Source organism: Lysinibacillus fusiformis, assembly GCF_016925635.1.
Taxonomy (GTDB): Bacteria; Bacillota; Bacilli; order Bacillales_A; family Planococcaceae; genus Lysinibacillus; species Lysinibacillus fusiformis_F.
This window is the reverse complement of sequence record NZ_CP070490.1, coordinates 3,625,339-3,642,473: the sequence shown is the minus strand read 5'-3', so window position 1 is coordinate 3,642,473 and position 17,135 is coordinate 3,625,339. Positions and strand designations below refer to the sequence as shown.

The 17,135-nt window shown below is 39.9% G+C and carries 12 protein-coding genes; 3 read left to right on the top strand and 9 right to left on the bottom strand.

Translation table 11 applies throughout. From position 1 onward, the window contains the following. Positions 1-11 precede the first annotated feature (11 nt). Together JTI58_RS17635 and JTI58_RS17630 are read right to left on the bottom strand one after the other, a co-directional pair. Entirely contained in the window at positions 12-1,898 is a 1,887-nt protein-coding gene (locus tag JTI58_RS17635) for an ABC-F family ATP-binding cassette domain-containing protein (protein WP_205442610.1), read from the bottom strand. 124 nt (positions 1,899-2,022) lie between these two features. Further along, on the bottom strand, positions 2,023-3,486 hold the full coding sequence (locus JTI58_RS17630) for a MocR-like pyridoxine biosynthesis transcription factor PdxR (RefSeq protein WP_205442609.1): 1,464 nt from the start codon (positions 3,484-3,486) through the stop codon (positions 2,023-2,025). A gap of 101 nt (positions 3,487-3,587) precedes the next feature. Between JTI58_RS17630 and JTI58_RS17625 the strand changes: the two genes are divergently transcribed. Further along, positions 3,588-4,988, top strand: coding sequence for a pyridoxal phosphate-dependent decarboxylase family protein (locus tag JTI58_RS17625; RefSeq protein ID WP_205442608.1), 1,401 nt, complete (start codon positions 3,588-3,590; stop codon positions 4,986-4,988). A gap of 223 nt (positions 4,989-5,211) precedes the next feature. Here the strand turns inward: JTI58_RS17625 and JTI58_RS17620 are convergent, their stop codons facing one another. The 7 genes from JTI58_RS17620 to JTI58_RS17590 form a co-directional block, all read right to left on the bottom strand. Continuing rightward, positions 5,212-5,826 carry an HD domain-containing protein gene (locus JTI58_RS17620; RefSeq protein WP_205442606.1) on the bottom strand — a complete coding sequence of 205 codons (615 nt, stop codon included), beginning with the start codon at positions 5,824-5,826 and terminating at the stop codon, positions 5,212-5,214. A gap of 704 nt (positions 5,827-6,530) precedes the next feature. Next, positions 6,531-7,574: an S-methyl thiohydantoin desulfurase domain-containing protein gene (locus JTI58_RS17615; protein WP_205442605.1), complete on the bottom strand. Its 1,044-nt coding sequence runs from the start codon at positions 7,572-7,574 to the stop codon at positions 6,531-6,533. Between the two features lie 16 nt (positions 7,575-7,590). After that, positions 7,591-9,165 carry an OPT/YSL family transporter gene (locus tag JTI58_RS17610; RefSeq protein WP_205442604.1) on the bottom strand — a complete coding sequence of 525 codons (1,575 nt, stop codon included), beginning with the start codon at positions 9,163-9,165 and terminating at the stop codon, positions 7,591-7,593. A 22-nt stretch (positions 9,166-9,187) separates the two neighbouring features. After that, positions 9,188-9,940 (bottom strand): IclR family transcriptional regulator, encoded by a 753-nt coding sequence (locus tag JTI58_RS17605; protein ID WP_205442602.1) that lies wholly within the window; start codon positions 9,938-9,940, stop codon positions 9,188-9,190. Between the two features lie 12 nt (positions 9,941-9,952). Then, positions 9,953-11,632 carry a hydantoinase B/oxoprolinase family protein gene (locus JTI58_RS17600; RefSeq protein ID WP_205442601.1) on the bottom strand — a complete coding sequence of 560 codons (1,680 nt, stop codon included), beginning with the start codon at positions 11,630-11,632 and terminating at the stop codon, positions 9,953-9,955. A gap of 3 nt (positions 11,633-11,635) precedes the next feature. After that, entirely contained in the window at positions 11,636-13,672 is a 2,037-nt protein-coding gene (locus tag JTI58_RS17595; RefSeq protein ID WP_205442599.1) for a hydantoinase/oxoprolinase family protein, read from the bottom strand. A 472-nt stretch (positions 13,673-14,144) separates the two neighbouring features. Beyond that, entirely contained in the window at positions 14,145-15,824 is a 1,680-nt protein-coding gene (locus tag JTI58_RS17590) for a formate--tetrahydrofolate ligase (RefSeq protein ID WP_205442598.1), read from the bottom strand. A 212-nt stretch (positions 15,825-16,036) separates the two neighbouring features. Between JTI58_RS17590 and JTI58_RS17585 the strand changes: the two genes are divergently transcribed. Next, positions 16,037-16,237, top strand: a complete 201-nt coding sequence (locus tag JTI58_RS17585; protein ID WP_205442596.1) for a cold-shock protein — start codon at positions 16,037-16,039, stop codon at positions 16,235-16,237. Positions 16,238-16,382: 145 nt separating this feature from the next. Beyond that, a complete protein-coding gene (locus JTI58_RS17580) occupies positions 16,383-16,661 on the top strand; it encodes an amphi-Trp domain-containing protein (RefSeq protein ID WP_205442595.1) in 279 nt (92 codons plus the stop codon). Positions 16,662-17,135: the final 474 nt, after the last annotated feature.

The window sequence follows — 17,135 nt, the reverse complement described above, 5'->3', positions numbered from 1 at the left end:
TCTATCGCTCCTTATCCGTTAACTATTTCATCTAAATAAGACCATCTTTCAATCAGATGCTCATAGTGTGCATTTAGTTCATCCAACTTGGCTGTTAATTCCTGTAACTTTGTAAAATCTGAGCCTGCATTCGCGATTCCTTCTTCGGTCTCCATAATGGCCGTCTCCGTTTTTTCAATCTCGTCTGCAATCGTTTCCCACTCTTTTTGCTCTTTAAACGATAGCTTTTTCTTATCTGATTTTGGCTTTTCGGACTTGGCCTTTTCCACTTTTGGCGTTTCTACTTTGACAGTTGCTGCCTGCTCACGTTTCTCCAGGTACTCACTGTAAAGATCCAATGTTTCTTCTACCTGTCCCTGACCATCTAGTATCCATAGCTTTTTCGCAATACGGTCGAGGAAGAAACGATCATGGGAAATCGTGATAACAACGCCAGGGAAATGCTCGATGAAATCCTCTAGCACACCCAATGTTTCAATATCCAGGTCATTGGTAGGCTCGTCCAGCAACAGAACATTCGGTTGCTCCATCAATAAACGTAATAAATGAAGACGCTTGCGCTCACCGCCCGATAATTTTCCAATTGGTGTGCCGTGAGCATGCAGCGGGAATAAAAAGCGCTCCAGCATTTGAGCGGCTGAGTAACGAACACCCTCTGCATCCGTAATATCATTTGAAGCCTCACGTATATATTCAATCATGCGCTCATTTTCATTCATTTTCGGCAATGTTTGCTTGAAATGTGCCAGCTTCACTGTTGATCCAACAAGAATTTCACCTTGATCTGGTGTCAGCTCTCCTGCTAGCATGTTCAATAAAGTTGATTTTCCTACTCCGTTCGCACCGATAATGCCAATTCGGTCACCCTGCTGTAGTAAAAATGAGAAGTTTTCAAGGATTTTTTGCTGTCCAAAGGCTTTCGAAATATTCTCAGCCTCCAGCACTTTACGACCAAGGCGTGTTGTTGCAAGTCCCATATCCAATGAAACATCCTCTGATTTGCGTTCTAGGTTTTCTTCTAGCTTTTCAAAGCGTTGAATACGAGCCTTTTGCTTGGTTGAACGCGCCTTCGCACCGCGACGAATCCATTTTAATTCTGAACGGTAACGGTTGCGATCCTTCTGCGCAGAAGCAACTTGCATTTCCTCACGAATAGCTCGTGCCTCTAAATAATCACCGTAATTCCCTGTATGACGATACAAGGTTTGATTCGCTAACTCGTAAATATGTGTTGATAATTCATCTAAGAAGTAACGATCGTGGGTGATGAAAATCACTGCACCCTTTAGTCGTAATACCATCTCTTGAAGCCATTCTGTAGACTGCACATCTAAATGGTTGGTAGGCTCATCCAATAAGTAAAGATCCGCTGGTTCAATTAACACCTTCGCTAATGCAACCCGTTTTTGCTGGCCGCCTGATAGCGTTAGTACCTCTCTTTCAAATGTTTCAATCCCTAGCTTTGTTAAAGCCGTTTTCGCAAGGGCATTGACATCCCATGCCTGCTCTTCATCCATGCGCTGTTGCAGGCTAAATAACGTCTTTTGTAAACTTTCGGATGTAGGGTTACTTGCTAGTGCAGCAACCGTTTCCTCATATTGACGATTAAGCTGTAAAATGGGCGAATCGCCTGCAAAGACAGCCTGTAAAACCGTTTCCCCAGCATTAAATGTCGGCTCCTGTGGTAAATAGGCGACACGGTATTTATTCGGGCGATCTACTGTCATCGTATCCGCTTCCATGTCCCCAGCTAAAATGGATAACAGGGTTGATTTTCCCGTTCCGTTTATACCGATTAAGCCTGCTCGCTCTCCCTCATAAATGGTAAATTCAATATTTTGAAAAAGCGTTTTATCGCCCACCGTTTTGGTTAAATTTTGTACGATTAAATGACTCATTCCACTATTCCATCTCTTTCATGTTAGGTATTGTCCATGCCCACACGATTTTTATGTAGACGATTATTGATATCCACTATTCATCATAACATCAAACGGCAGGTAAACAAAGAACAACAAACTATCAGCGAGCCGGTGAAATGTCCTGTAAATAGGATTCCATAAGCTGACAGAGCTTGATGATTCCTTGTGTTAAGTCATGCGGTTCAGGATAAGAATAACTAATTCTCATATGGTGATATTGAGGCTCTCCTGGATAACAAGCTGAGCTTGGTAAAAAGGTAATATGGTTTTGTTGAGCCTTCCATAACAGCTCATCCGTATTACCATTACGAGGTAAAGATACCCAAATATTGAGCCCACCCTTTGGTTCGATCCACGTAACGCCCTTTGGTGCATGCTTATTCAACAATGCAATCGTCTGATCCCTTCTTATCTCAAGTGCAATACGCAGTTTTTCTAAATGGGCATGCATTCGATCTGAACGTAAGAATGGAATCAGTGCCTTTTGTGTTAATAAGGGGTTACCCGAATCGGCACTGGATTTGGCAGATAAAAGTCGTTGATGAACGGTACCTTTTGAAAGAATAGCGCCGATTCTACAACTTGGGGCTAACGCCTTACTAAAGCCTTTTAAATAAATAACATGACCACTTGTATCTAAAGCTTTGAGCGTTGGTGGTGGGGGGTTATCGTCAAAATAAATTTCATTCCATGAATCGTCCTCTACAATAAGAAAGCCATATTGTTGGGCAAGATCCAGCAACTCTCCCCTTCTCGCTTCACTTAGAACTGTGCCTGTAGGATTCTGAAATGTTGGATTTGTATAGATAAGCTTTGGTTGTTTGCTTAGGCATAGTGTCGCTAGAAGAGTTGTCTGCATTCCCTCCTCGTCTACTGGTATGGGAATAATGTGGGCCCCACGATTTCTAAAGACATCGATGGCTGCTGTATATGTAGGGGCTTCGGTAATAACAATATCTCCAGGGCCAATAAATGTTCTAGCCACTACATCTATCCCTTGTTGTACACCGTTTGTCACAATAATTTCTTGCGGTGTTGTGGCAATGTGATTATATTCTTGGACATAGTCTTGGATCGCCTTTCGTACTTCTTCATCACCCTGAACAGTTCCATAACGAGCCACAATCTGAGGATCTGCCTGTAATATCGCCACAATTTCATTCACCAAATAAACAGAGGGTAATAACCCTGGGTGGATAGTAGCACTTGAGAATTTCATCGCGTAGTCCATTCTTTTATTTAACATAGATTGAGAACGTTGAATGTAATCAGGGATCGTTAATTGCCAGTTATAATCACTGCAGGTCTCATTTGTGCCTCTTTGTCCTTTTTTTCGAACAAATGCCCCCTTGCCATGTATCACTTCAATATAACCATTTCTTTCTAATAAGGCATACGCCTTACTGACCGTTACAGGGCTCACTTGATTTTCTTTTGAAAAGCTCCGAATAGAAGGTAATTGGCTCCCTTCCTGTAAATATTCTGACCTTATTTTTTCTGCAATGATAGTTGAAATCTGATTGATTAAAGATTGATCGGACTGACGATTCAGCTTTATTTCCATTGGACCTCCAACTGTTATAGTCTTCATTTGACTGTTATACATATCACTATATAGTGTAGAGGCAGAAATAGCTAAGTTAAAATGAAGGGAAATGATGACACATGACGAGCATGAAGCAAGATCAGGAAAAAATAAAAACGCTTTTAATGGATGTAGTTGATCATGCAGCCAATTTTTTTACTAATTTGGAGCATAGAGCTGTAACGAACCATTCCTCTAGCCTTCCTACGTCAATACTTCCAGAAGTGGGTGAGGGTGCTCAGGCAACACTTCAATATTTTACAAAGCAATTTGCTGAGGGCTTAAATAGTAGTGCAGGTTCAAGATACTTGGGTTTTGTCACAGGTGGATCTACCCCTGCTTCGATTGTCGGAGATTGGTTAGTAAGTATTTACGATCAAAATTTATCCCATTCTAAGGGCTCTATTGCTGGTTCAATGGAGCTTGCGACAATTGACATGCTAAAGGAGTTATTGCTACTGAGCGATGATTATCGAGGAACATTTGTCAGTGGGGCTACGATGGCTAATTTTGTAGGACTGGCTCAAGCAAGGGAATGGATTGCACAATACTATGGAAAAAACACTGCTTTGGATGGTCTATATGGTATCCCTCCAATAAAAATTGTTAGCGGAACGCCCCACTCAAGTATTGTCAAAGCAACTTCTATGCTTGGCATGGGTAGAAATTCTATTCATACAATCCTATGTCAGGAACAGCGGGAAGCAATTGACATCACAAAATTCCAGCAGTTTCTTGAAGAAAATCAACATGAACCTTGTATAGTTGTAGCAAATACTGGAACTGTCAATACGGTTGACTTTGATGATTTACAAGCGATTGGCGCGCTAAAAAAGCGATATCCTTTCTGGCTTCATGTAGATGCGGCTTTTGGTGGCTTTGCAGCGTGTTCACCAAAGTATCGTCACTTTGTCGAGGGCATGAATTATGCAGATTCTATTACAATTGACGCCCATAAATGGCTGAACGTCCCTTATGATGCCGCTATGCAATTTACCCGTCATCAATCATTGCAAGCAACCGTTTTTCAAAATAATGCTGCCTATCTTGGCAGTTCCCTTGAAAATCCAGATTTTTGTGATCTTACACCTGAAAATTCACGTCGATTTCGTGCGCTACCTGCTTGGTTTTCTTTACAGGCCTATGGTAAATTGGGCTACCAACAATTAATAGAAGAAAATGTATCACTCGCACAACAGCTTGGTCAAAAAATAGATGATAGTCCCTACTTTACATTGCTAGCACCTGTTCGGCTAAATATCGTGTGCTTCGCAGTCAATCATGAGGCACTGACAGCTGAAATGAACCAACAATTTTTAACGACTTTAAATCAACAAGGCAACGTATACATGACACCAACTGTCTACAAAGGTATCCCAGCTATTCGTGCGGCTTTCAGTAATTGGCGCACTTCTCCAGCAGACCTGACAATCATTTGGGAAGCATTAACAACAGCGATTGGTAAAGAAATAACACGATGAAGGTTTCCTCACTTGTTGCTCCTCCCATCTATTATGTTAGTAAAAAGTGATTTTTAATGGCGTTAGCAGTCGTCATCAATGGATGTGCTATGCCACTTGCGATAGGAGTCGTTTTTTTGTCATATTGAAAGCACTCCTCACAATTTTAGTGCTACGAAGGCCCTACCCGAATGAAGCACAAAAACCGCCCTTCTCATTGAAAAGGCGGTTTTTGTCCTATATGCTACTGACCAATTTCGTGCTGGAGTTGCTTTAAAAAGCTTTCCATAAATTGATGGCGTTCAAGTGCCATTTGTTTGCCCTTTTCCGTCACCATTAAATCTTTTAGCAGTAATAATTTCTCATAAAAATGAGTGACAGACGCGGTATTTTTTTGACGATATTCTGACTCTGACATAGTTCTGCGTGCTTCTTCTTCCTTATCATAAAGCTTGCGACCTTTTGCTCCACCATAGGCAAATGTTCTGGCAATGCCAATGGCCCCAATCGCATCTAAACGATCTGCATCTCGGACGATTTTTGCTTCCAATGACGTTGCTTCTAGCTCATTTCCACCATTAAACGACACTTGCGCAATACAATCTCGAATATGCTGCTTTTTTTCCTCGCTAACAGGTAATTCCGCAATAAGCTGTTCTTCCTTGTCCTTGCTATCGGTATACTTTTTGTCACTGACATCATGTAAAAGCACCGCTATTTTCACAACTTCTTCATCTGCTGTTGGCTCACAATGCAAGATTGCTAATGCATTTTGATAGACGCGTTCAATATGTTGAAAATCATGACTAGCATCAAATTGCTCATATATTTCACGTACTTTATTCATTAAATGATTCATAGTCTACACTCATTCCTTTCCTACAAAATTATACTGTATTTTATTACATAAGAGGTAATCCGAGAAAATAAAAAATCAAACCCATTTAAATTGACTAATTTTTCAGAATATTGTATGATAAACGTACAGAACAGCTATTTGTTCTGTACCTCATATTTTTCAGCAATGTACAACAGCTGTGTGTTTAACAGATTTAACATTAACTTCAGCGGGCTTACAATTGAATAACCTGTTTAAAAGATGACGTGCGTATTGTAAACCAATCATCTAAACAAATAAAAGTGAACACTTTCCCTTAGAAATTCTTTGTTTAACCCGCATAGCCAAATGTACATGCCGAAAATGTGAACAACAAGTTAGTTTGTTGCATGACCAAAAGGATTTCGCCAGATGTAGCAGAAGTGCATTGTTTTTTCATTAACGGTTGTTACCTTCTACTAGTCAATACCTTGAGTATGTATGAACGTAGCTCCTCCCTTTAATGAAAATCATACACGAACCTTGCTTACAGCTTGTGAACACCACGTTCGAGGAGTCGTGCAAATCAGAATTAAAATTCATTTAAGCCATCAATGTATGAAGCGAAAAAGGAAGTAGGAACGATTGTGATAAAATGTATTACCCTCCCGCTGAAGGACAAATAAAAGCTGCCCATCTTACATTCAAGTAGATGATGGCAGCTTTTACTGTTTTGTATTCTTTCTTTATAGAACGTCTTTGATCACTTCATCGATTTCCTGTAAAAGTGCTTCGTTTTGCATTGTTGAACTTAATTTTAAGTTCGATTGGTCTACATGAATAACTGCGACATGCATCCCCTCTTGAATACTTGCACTTGGAACAGGCATCATTTTATCCGTATCGAACGTCATGATGAGGTCTGGGAATTTAGATTGTACCTGTCCTTCCTTCGATAACGTCATATATTCATTCCAGAACGTTAGATGGTAATCACCCACTGATAATTTTCCTACATCAAAGCCATTATCCTTCATTAACGAATAATTCATGACTTCACCTGATACGATGTGTACGCCATTCAAATGCTGCAACACATTGGCTAATTTTTCTTCAAAGATTTGTCCATTTAAGAAGCGATAGCCAAGCTCTATGGCCATTGTAATCGCATTTGGCGCTCCATGTTTTTGTAAATAGTCAATCGTCACAGGATTTCGAGTTACCCCTACGAGCCCGCCTGCTAAAATAGACGCTTGGCGTGCTGTTTTTGCGGTGCTGTGTAAATTCCCTTCCACAAAGCCCTGGACGGCGAAGTCATCTTTCCCTCCTGCATAAAATTGTACGGATTGATAACCTTGTTGTTCATGGAGATTTAAAGAACCCATGATTCCTGTTGGATGTGCTCGCCCATTACAGGGAGCATCTACAACAGGTACATTTAATAAGACGGACTGCAACCAGCCATTAATCGTCGTGATGGCACCATTTTCATTGGTAATGATGCCCTTTAGACGTTGATTGGTATGGTTGTTCATATTGCGATAGCTCCAACAAAGCTGTTCATTCGAAATATATTGATCGACTGCTGATGGCGCACCTACCATTGCCACACAGGCAACTAAATCTTCTTGGTTTAATTCGTTAATATCCACGATTTGAGGTTCTCCTGCTGCAAAGATTTCCTCCACTAGCTTGAGTCCTTCCTCTAGGAGACCACCGCCGCCTCCACCAAGGATCGCTCCTCCATAAACCGCAGCAATCCCATCCTCATACGATAATCCTTTTGCCATTCATCATTACTCCTTTCTATTTCCCTATTTTTAGAATAGAAGAGAAGAAGCTATACAACGCATCTCCAGCGATGACACCCGCTGCAAAGACAGTCATTTCAGATTCTCTCTTACCTTTCGTCACATATGTGAAAATAACACGAAGTAAGATACCAGCTAATACAGCCCAACCAGCAATTGGATTGACAAGTAATAAACCTGTTGCAAATAAGATACCCATTTGACGTTTTGAACCACCAATTAGCTGAATTAACGCACCTGGAATCGCCCAAATCATTAATTGTTTCGCTACATCGCCCGTAACGCCCGATTGAATTGTAGCTGCATATACATGGTTAACAGGTGCTACTAAACCTTGTGCAAAATAAGATTTATACGAAAGTAGCACAACGACTGCTGAAATGGAGAAGGCTAACATACCAGCAATCATTTGCTGTTTACGTCCTTCTTTTTCTAAAGCAGGATCACTACCATTTCCACGTAAAATAAAACCTGTTTTTAAGTCATAGCCCATATCAGCAAATGCTACCCCTGTAGCGGCACTATACCCTGCCAATAACGCAAGCGCTGGTGCTGGGAAACCAATTAAAATACCAACAATCAGTGTGATAAACGCTACTGCAAATGCTGGGAACCAACCTGCATGCATCGCTGCAATACCAACGATCAGCTCATGGACAAATGCAGCAATTGTTGCAAAGATGATGAATCCTATTAGCATTCCGAAAGACATATGTGTAATAATCCCACCTAAAATGGCGATTAATAATGCAATGGCTAAATAGGCAATAAATCCAACACCAAAACCTTGACGAATTTCTTTTGCATCTTTTGAATAGCTTAACTCTTCTGACTTTTTCGCAGAGCGTTTATTCAATAATGTAAACGCTACTTGGAAAAGAGCCACGATTCCTGCACCAATCATAATACCGTGTGGAATATAGTAAGCATTTAAATCAATATTAAATAATTGAACAGAATAGCCTCTTAATAAAAGACCAATTCCAAACATCGACAGCGCCCAAATATTACCGATGAACGCTACCCCAAAAGCTGACATTGGAATTTTCAAAACAGCTCCCACGATACCGATTAATACACCACCAATTAATACCTTTGCATTCTTACCGCCTTTATCGCCCGCTTTAATGGCTTCAGCAGTTGCAATCCCTGGTGGCCAAGTACCTGCTGCTGGGAAAATCTTTGTATCGAAAAATTTATATAATAATAAAGCATCGACAAACATCGCTAAAATAACACCGATAAACAATGGTAATACTAAATTTTCATAGCCTAATACATATGGAATACCAATTGGCAACATTAAGCTACTTGCTGCACTAAATGTAGCTGAAGAAATCGCCGTTTGAATAATATTTTGTCTGTGCACGGATTTAAAGGCAATGAGTTTGCCAATCGGTATTCTTCCAAGAATCATCGCAAATATTGCCCCAACGATCGATGTATTGGCAGAAATCCCTAAAGTCGTAATCAGTTGTATCCCAATAATTGCCCCCACAACAGATGTTAAGACGATCATTAGTAGAGTTACAGGCTCTAAAGCCCTTGGATGTAATACTTTATTATTCATAGTGTCAGCTCCCCTATTGTTGTTATAATTTTGAAATGTGTGATTGTATTTGCTGAGCTACTTTCACTAACTGTTCAAGCATATTTTTCTCCCTTTGATCATCTAAATCATATACTAGCCCAGAAATCGTAAGAGATGCAGTGATTTCTTTTTTATAGTTAAATAACGGTACACTGATGCCAAATGCATGTTCATTATACTCCCCAACAGTAACACACCAGTTGTTTTGGCGAATTTGTTGCAGCTCTCCCTTTAATGACGCTAGGAAAGAAATATGCTCTTCTTTCGATTGTTCCTCCAGAAAGAAGGCCATTAATTCTAGCTGCCTGTCCTCGTCTAAATAAGCAAACATTACCTTACAGGAAGCACCGATGTAAAGGGGTGTCTTTGTTCCTAAAGACACCGCATACTTTACATTTTTATTGCTTTCGGCTATTTTCGTTGTGACACCGTATTCATTGTCCATATAAGTAAGAAATACTGATTCATTTATTTCACTGGCAAGATTTTGCATCAATTCATAAATGGTCGAGTGAGGGTCTTTGGAATTCGATAACACATCATAAAAAAGGTACATTTTATAACCCAGTTTATATTTTTTCGTGTGTTCATCCTGTATTAAATAACCCGCTTCTGTAAATGTATTAATGGTTCTTTGCACGACACTTGTCGGCAGTTTCATCATGCGTGAAATCTCACGAACACCCAATGCATTTTCTGTCGTGGCAAAACACTCTAGTATATCCAATGAGTTTTTTAATGTCTTGACAGTCATTTATTTCTCCCTTTAAGCGTTTTGATAACCGTAGCGCTCTTTCGCTACATCTACTGAAATATATTCATTTAATAGATCACGTTCAATGGCCTCTGTGCTTCGTTCATGTGGATGACCATAACCACCGCCAGTTGCTGTAACAAGCTCAATACGGTCGCCTTTTTGCAATTCATAATTGGCAAGTACGCCTACTGGTCCAATTTTCGTTCCATCCTTTTTATGAATGATTAAATAGTTGTGAGAGCCTTCTCCACCACCATTTAAACCGAATGGCGCAAATTGATGTCTACCTAAGTTTACAGAAACCTTTTGACCGTTATGATTGACTGTATAAACGCGACGCACACCTAAGCCACCTCTAAATTGACCAGCACCAGCACCGTCACAATTCAAGCTATATTCATCAATTTGAATACCGTATTTTGTTTCGGCAATTTCAACTGGAAGATTATATGTTTCACCATCTCCCATACAGTATTGCCCACTTTGACCATCCTCATCATTCGCTGCGCCCCAGCCACCGACAGATGGCTCAACAATTAGGAATGATTCATCATTTTCAGGATTTTTCCCTGTGAGAATAAACGTACAAACAGACTGTAAATGCCCTGCTGATAATCGTTCTGGTAAATGCGGTGCAAGAGCTTTCCAAATTAGATCAGCTGCCCCAATACGTGCCTCAAAGTTCATCGATACAGGATGTGGACGTTTAGCGGAAACAATGGAATTGTCATCTGTGATAATCGTTAAGCGTTTAAAGACACCCTCGTTAATTACGTCAATATCGCCAAGTAATGCTAGGAACATAACGCGCACACTTGCCATTAAACCAAATTGCGAACAGTTCATTGGTACATTGACCGCCGGATGTGAGCCTCTGAAGTCACAAATAAATTCCTCATCACTGATTGTGACTTTCACTTTAATTGGATAAGGTCCACCTTTTAATGGGTCCCCTTCAATAAAGTCCTCCGCATAAAATTCACCTTTAGGTAGATGTTGAAGCTCATGCTCTACAATTTTCTCACCCTTGTCCAATAATTTTTGAATGGACAATTTCACCGATTCCGCACCAAACTTCTGACAAAGCTCTGCGATTCGTTTTTCACCTGTTTTTAAGGCGGCTACTTGTGCAAACATATCACCGATTGAAAGCTCTGGTAAACGAACATTCGTAGAAATGATTTCATAGACTGCATCGTTCAGCTCACCTTGATGATAAAGTTTGACACCTGGTAGCTGTAAACCTTCCTGATAGATTTCATTAGAATTACTTGTAAACGAACCAGGGTCCATTCCCCCTACCTCTGTCCAGTGTGCTTTATTGGCAGAGTACGCAATAATTTCACCGTTATAGAAAATAGGTAGAACTAAGCCCACATCCGATAAATGCGATCCACCTCCAACATAGGGGTCATTGATAATAATGACATCACCTTCATGTAGTTTTTCCCCATTATCAAATTTTTCAATAACACGCTGTACCATTGGACTTAACATCCCAATAAAGCTCGTTACACCGTTCCCTTGACTAATTAAATTCCCCTTGGCATCAGTTAAACCACAAGCGTAGTCTAATACTTCATAGATAACTGGGCTCATAGAAGAGCGTGCTAGGGCCACAAACATCTCATCTCCTATGGCTAGCAATGAATCTTGAATAATTTCTACTGCAAAAACATCTTTTTTCATGTTTTATTTCCCCTCCATCTCTACAATCAAGTTGCCGTATTTATCAATTTCAATCGATTGTTTGTCATTGATTACGACCGTAGATGTTGGATTTTCCACAATAGCAGGACCCGTAATGACATAACCAGGTACTAATTTTTGTTGGTCATAGACATTGACCTCTACCCAACCTGTTCCCTTCACATATAAATTGCGTTGTGCCTTGACACATGTGGAACCATCGATAGATGAGAAGTCTAGCTCTTTAAATTGAACCGCTTCATCTTTACCGTAGATTGTAAGATGTAAGTTGACTAGCTCAATTGGTGTAGCTGGTAAATCAAAAGAAAACTCTTGTTTATGTTTGATGTGGAAGGCTTCAGCTAATTCTAGTAGCCCCTCTTCATCAAGCGTAATAGTTGATGCATTTAATTTAACGGCATGCTCTTGACCTTTATAGCGTAAATCATAATTAATTTCAAAATAATAATGATCCTTTGATAATGGTGCATCTGCATAGGCATTGGCAATCACTTGATCAATATTTTCTTGAATCGCCGCTAGATGATGATGATCGAACCCCATTAAACTTGTTTGAATATAATCTTGTCGGTATTCAGTCATCATCATTCCTAATGCTGAGAAGACGGATGAACCATAAGGAATAATGACTTTTTTCATGCCTAGTTCTTCTGCTAGGTTAATCGCATGTAGTGGGCCACCACCACCAAATGCCACCATAGTAAAATCTTCAGGGTCATAGCCTTTACGAATAGAGATCAGCTTCAGTGCGTTTAACATATTGGAGTTTGCAATATCTAAAATACCTTGTGCTGCTTCTTCTGCTGACACATGAAATGGTTTCGCAATTGCTTCAACAAGAGCCTCCTCCACTTTGTCAATAGATACTGGGTTATCAAAGTTTTCTAAGGATAATCTTCCTAAATAAACATTGGCATCTGTAATTGTTGGCTGTGTATTCCCTAAGCCATATGCTACAGGTCCTGGATTTGCCCCCGCAGAATCTGGTCCAACCTTTAATGAGCCAAACTGATCTACACGTGCGATGGAGCCACCTCCATTGCCGATTTCAACAATATCCACTACAGGTGTTTTAATCGGATAACCTGCAAATTTTTCATTTTTTTCAATATAGTAATCTGTTGTGACATTGACTTTGCCATCTGTAATAAGCGAGCATTTTGCTGTCGTCCCACCCACATCAAAGGCGATAATATTGGATTCATTGAGAAGTTGGCCTAATTTTGCTGCCCCAAACATACCTGCTACTGGACCAGATTCTACAAGGTTAATTGGCAGCTCCATCGCTTTATCAAAGCTTGTTGTTCCGCCATTCGATTGCATAATTTTTAAATGGTCTGTAATGCCAATTGTGCTTAATTTCTCTTTTAAGCTTTTTAAGTAGGCATGTGCAATGGGCTTTACATAAGAATTAAGGACCGTTGTGTTTGTTCTTTCATACTCTCGGTATTCTTTAATCGTTTCACTTGAAAGTGTGATATACACTTCAGGCCAAATTTTTAAAATAGCTTCTTTTAACTGTTGTTCATGAATTGGATTTTTATAGCCATGTATTAAGGAAATGGCTATCGCCTCAACACCCAATTCCTTAAATTTATGAACGATATCGCCAACTTCCTCGGTATTAAGCGCTTTCATAATATTTCCTTTAAAATCGATTCGCTCATCAATTTCTTGTCGTAAATAACGCTCTACAAATGGTTCTGGCTTTTTATATTTAAAGTTATATAAGTCTGGTCGATTTCCACGAGCAATTTCTATGATGTCACGGAAGCCTTTTGTTGTAATTAACCCGACTACGCCCCCTTTTCTTTCCGTTAATGTATTGATGATAACCGTCGATCCATGAATAAATGATTCAATTAAAGAATCTTCTGTTACATGTCGTCCTAATACATTTAATATGCCATCCTCAAAATGACCAGGTGTCGTATGGCCCTTATCAAAATGAAGATTTCCTTTTTCATCTGTGAAAACTAGGTCGGTAAAAGTACCGCCAATATCTGTTGCGATTTTCAAGACTTCATCCCTCCGTGTTCCTATTATCGGTACAGTGTTCCGAATTAGAATTAAATAAATTATATTTAAAAGAAAAAGAAAATTCAATGTATTTTTTAAATAAAAATTCATTTGACAATTGTCCTTCGTTGTAAAAATCCGCTCTTTCTTTCCAAAATCAGAGAACTATTAATAAAAAATACCAAACACATTTATATAAGGAAAGTTCTCGTGTTTTTTCTACAATATAAAAAAGATCCTAGTTTTCACTAGAATCTTAAAATCTTTTAAAAAAAAATTAATTTTTATGAATTTTTACTCATGTAGCGGGTGAAGGAATCAACTAAAATTTCACATTTATACCATGTTTGCATTGTGGATAGACGATGAGTTAGGTCACTTCCAGACAATGCAGCGAACATCTAGGAACCCAGTTTCTCCATTATCGATAAAAAAAGCTGCCCATTTAACTTGGGCAGCTTTCAACATGCATTTAGAACAATCCTACCGCATGTCCTTCATTATCGACATTCATACGTAGGGCAGCAGGTGCTTTTGGAAGTCCTGGCATTGTCATAATATCGCCAGTTAGGCACACTAAGAAGCCTGCACCAAGCTTTGGAATAACTTCACGAATTGTGATGGTAAAGCCTTCTGGACGACCAAGTAAACTTGGTTGATCTGATAAAGAGTACTGTGTTTTCGCCATACAAACCGGAAGAGAGTCCCAGCCGAATTTTTCGATTTGGGCAATTTGTTTTTTAGCTTGGTCTGTAAATTGTACATCTTTCCCGCCATATACCTTTTGCACAATCGTACGTACCTTTTCTTCAATCGATTCTGTTACGTCGTATAAAGGTGAGAAGTTGTTTTCTTCCTCTAGCACAGCTAGTACTTGCTCAGCTAGGGCTAGACCACCTTTACCGCCCTCTTCCCAGACATTTGTACGAGCAATACGAACATGATTTTCCTGACACCAGTTCAGAACAGCTTCTAGCTCAGCTTCTGTGTCCGTGATAAAACGATTTAAGGCAATAATTGGTTCAACGCCAAATGTACGAACTGTATCAACATGTTTAGCTAAGTTTTCAATTCCTTGTAGAAGTGCTTCCACATTTTCACCTACAAGCGCTGTTTTCGGTACACCACCATGCATTTTTAATGCACGAATTGTCGCTACGATAACTACCGCACTTGGTTTAAAGCCAGCTTTACGGGCTTTAATGTTCATGAATTTTTCAGCACCTAAATCAGAGCCGAAGCCCGCTTCTGTCACCACAATATCAGCTAGCTTACGAGCTGTTTGTGTCGCCATAATGGAATTACAGCCATGAGCAATATTCGCAAATGGACCACCATGGATAATGGCAGGTGTTCCCTCTAATGTTTGGACTAAGTTTGGCTTAAAGGCATCTTTTAATAATAGTGTTAAGGCACCCTCTACCTGTAAATCACGCACAAAGACAGGCTCACGCTCAAAAGTATAGCCAATCACGATACTTGCAATGCGCTCGCGTAAATCCTCAATGCTTGTTGCTAAACAGAATACCGCCATAATTTCAGAGGCAACCGTAATATCAAAGCCGTCCTCGCGCGGCATGCCTTGAACAGGACCACCTAATCCCACCACTACCTTACGAAGGGCACGATCATTTAAGTCCATTACACGCTTCCAAATAATGCGTCGTGGATCAATGTTTAATGCATTCCCTTGATGGATATGATTATCAATGAATGCAGATAAAGCATTATTAGCTGTTGTAATCGCATGAAGGTCACCAGTGAAATGTAAATTAATATCCTCCATCGGTACTACCTGTGCGTAGCCACCGCCAGTTGCTCCACCTTTTACGCCCATTACGGGACCCAATGATGGTTCACGTAAAGCAACCATCACTTTCTTATCTAATTGATGAAGGGCATCTGCCAGTCCTACCGTTACCGTCGACTTCCCTTCACCTGCTGGGGTTGGACTAATGGCTGAGACTAATACAACCTTTGCATCCTCGCCCTGAGCTGTAATTTTTAATGGATCGATCTTTGCTTTGTAGCGTCCATACTGCTCAAGGGCATCGTCTGGAATACCCGCAGCATTGGCAATTTCCGTAATAGGTTTGATCACTGCTTGACTAGCGATTTCTAAATCTGATAATGGTTGATTTTTCGTTGTCATTTGGCATCCTACTTTCTATGTTGTTCATTTCCATTATAGTCTTAATTGTGAAAAAAAAGAAAGCCAGATATACGAGCATTTCGACAATCGATTGACAACTTTGTTCAATTCCTGTATGTTCTAAGAGAAAATGCAATTTTTTCACATTTTCTCAATATAGCACGACTTAGTTAACTTTATTTTACATTCAAGCGCATTGGAGGCGAATGCTTATGCAACAGGGGATCGTAAAGTGGTTCAATAATGAAAAGGGTTATGGCTTTATTGAATGTGATGATGGCGAAGATGTATTTGTTCATTTTACGGGCATCCAGGAGGAAGGCTTCCGTACACTTGAAGAAGGTCAAAAGGTTTCATTTGATGTTGTGGAAGGCAATCGTGGACCCCAAGCATCAAATGTTGTAAAACGATAAGCAGAATGGGGCTATCCGTGTAGTTCCAGATTAGCAGCGGATTAGGAAAAGGATCGTTTCCTTCATCCGCTTTTTGTGTTGTTAAAAAAGCTTAGTGACCCTTCCATGTTATAATAGAAGTAACAATACGTAAGGAGGGATTTTGATGCAAAAACAAAATAAACCAATGACAGAAGTTATTTTGAAGCATAAAGAACGACAAAGTGTAGCAGAATTTGCCGCAACACTGGAAACAATCGCAAAAAAGCTTAAAGAAAATGGTGAATTCACTTTTGTTCAAGGCACAGAGCCAACTGTTGTTAGCCCTAGTGAGCAGCTCAAAATCGAATACTCCTATACAAAAAAGGGCGACAAGTATTCATTTGAAATTGAATTGGATTGGTATACAGGTACAGAATCACCGAAAAAAATGACGATAGAATAATAATAGGCAACGAAAATCCACTTCTCTGTTGAAGTGGATTTTTCTATCAAATAGAAAGGTGAAGATAGAATTCCGTTGCAGGCTACTTGCTTGACGCTGACTCTCCGTGTAGGGTTTCGCCGGTTTTACTAATCAAAAAGCCTTCCACTCTAATCCACAAAAGGGTTATCGTTTTAGTAAAGGTATTTACAAATACAAATGAAGGGTTTTCACTTATTAGTGGTTGTCGTGACTAATTACTTTACACTATGGAAATGATAAAAGATTAATAAAGTCAACTTTTGTAGCAAGTTGATTGGAGTGGAGCCAGCGTCACTCCTAGGGGATTTAGCGTCACAGAGGAGACCCTGGAGCGAACGTAAGTGAGTGAAGCGGCTCCTCGGACGCCCCCTGGAAAGGACGCTAGCGGAACGGAAATCAACCTCTCGCCTTATGAAAAAGTCTTTTTCTTCTAGTTCAGCAACATGTAAAAAT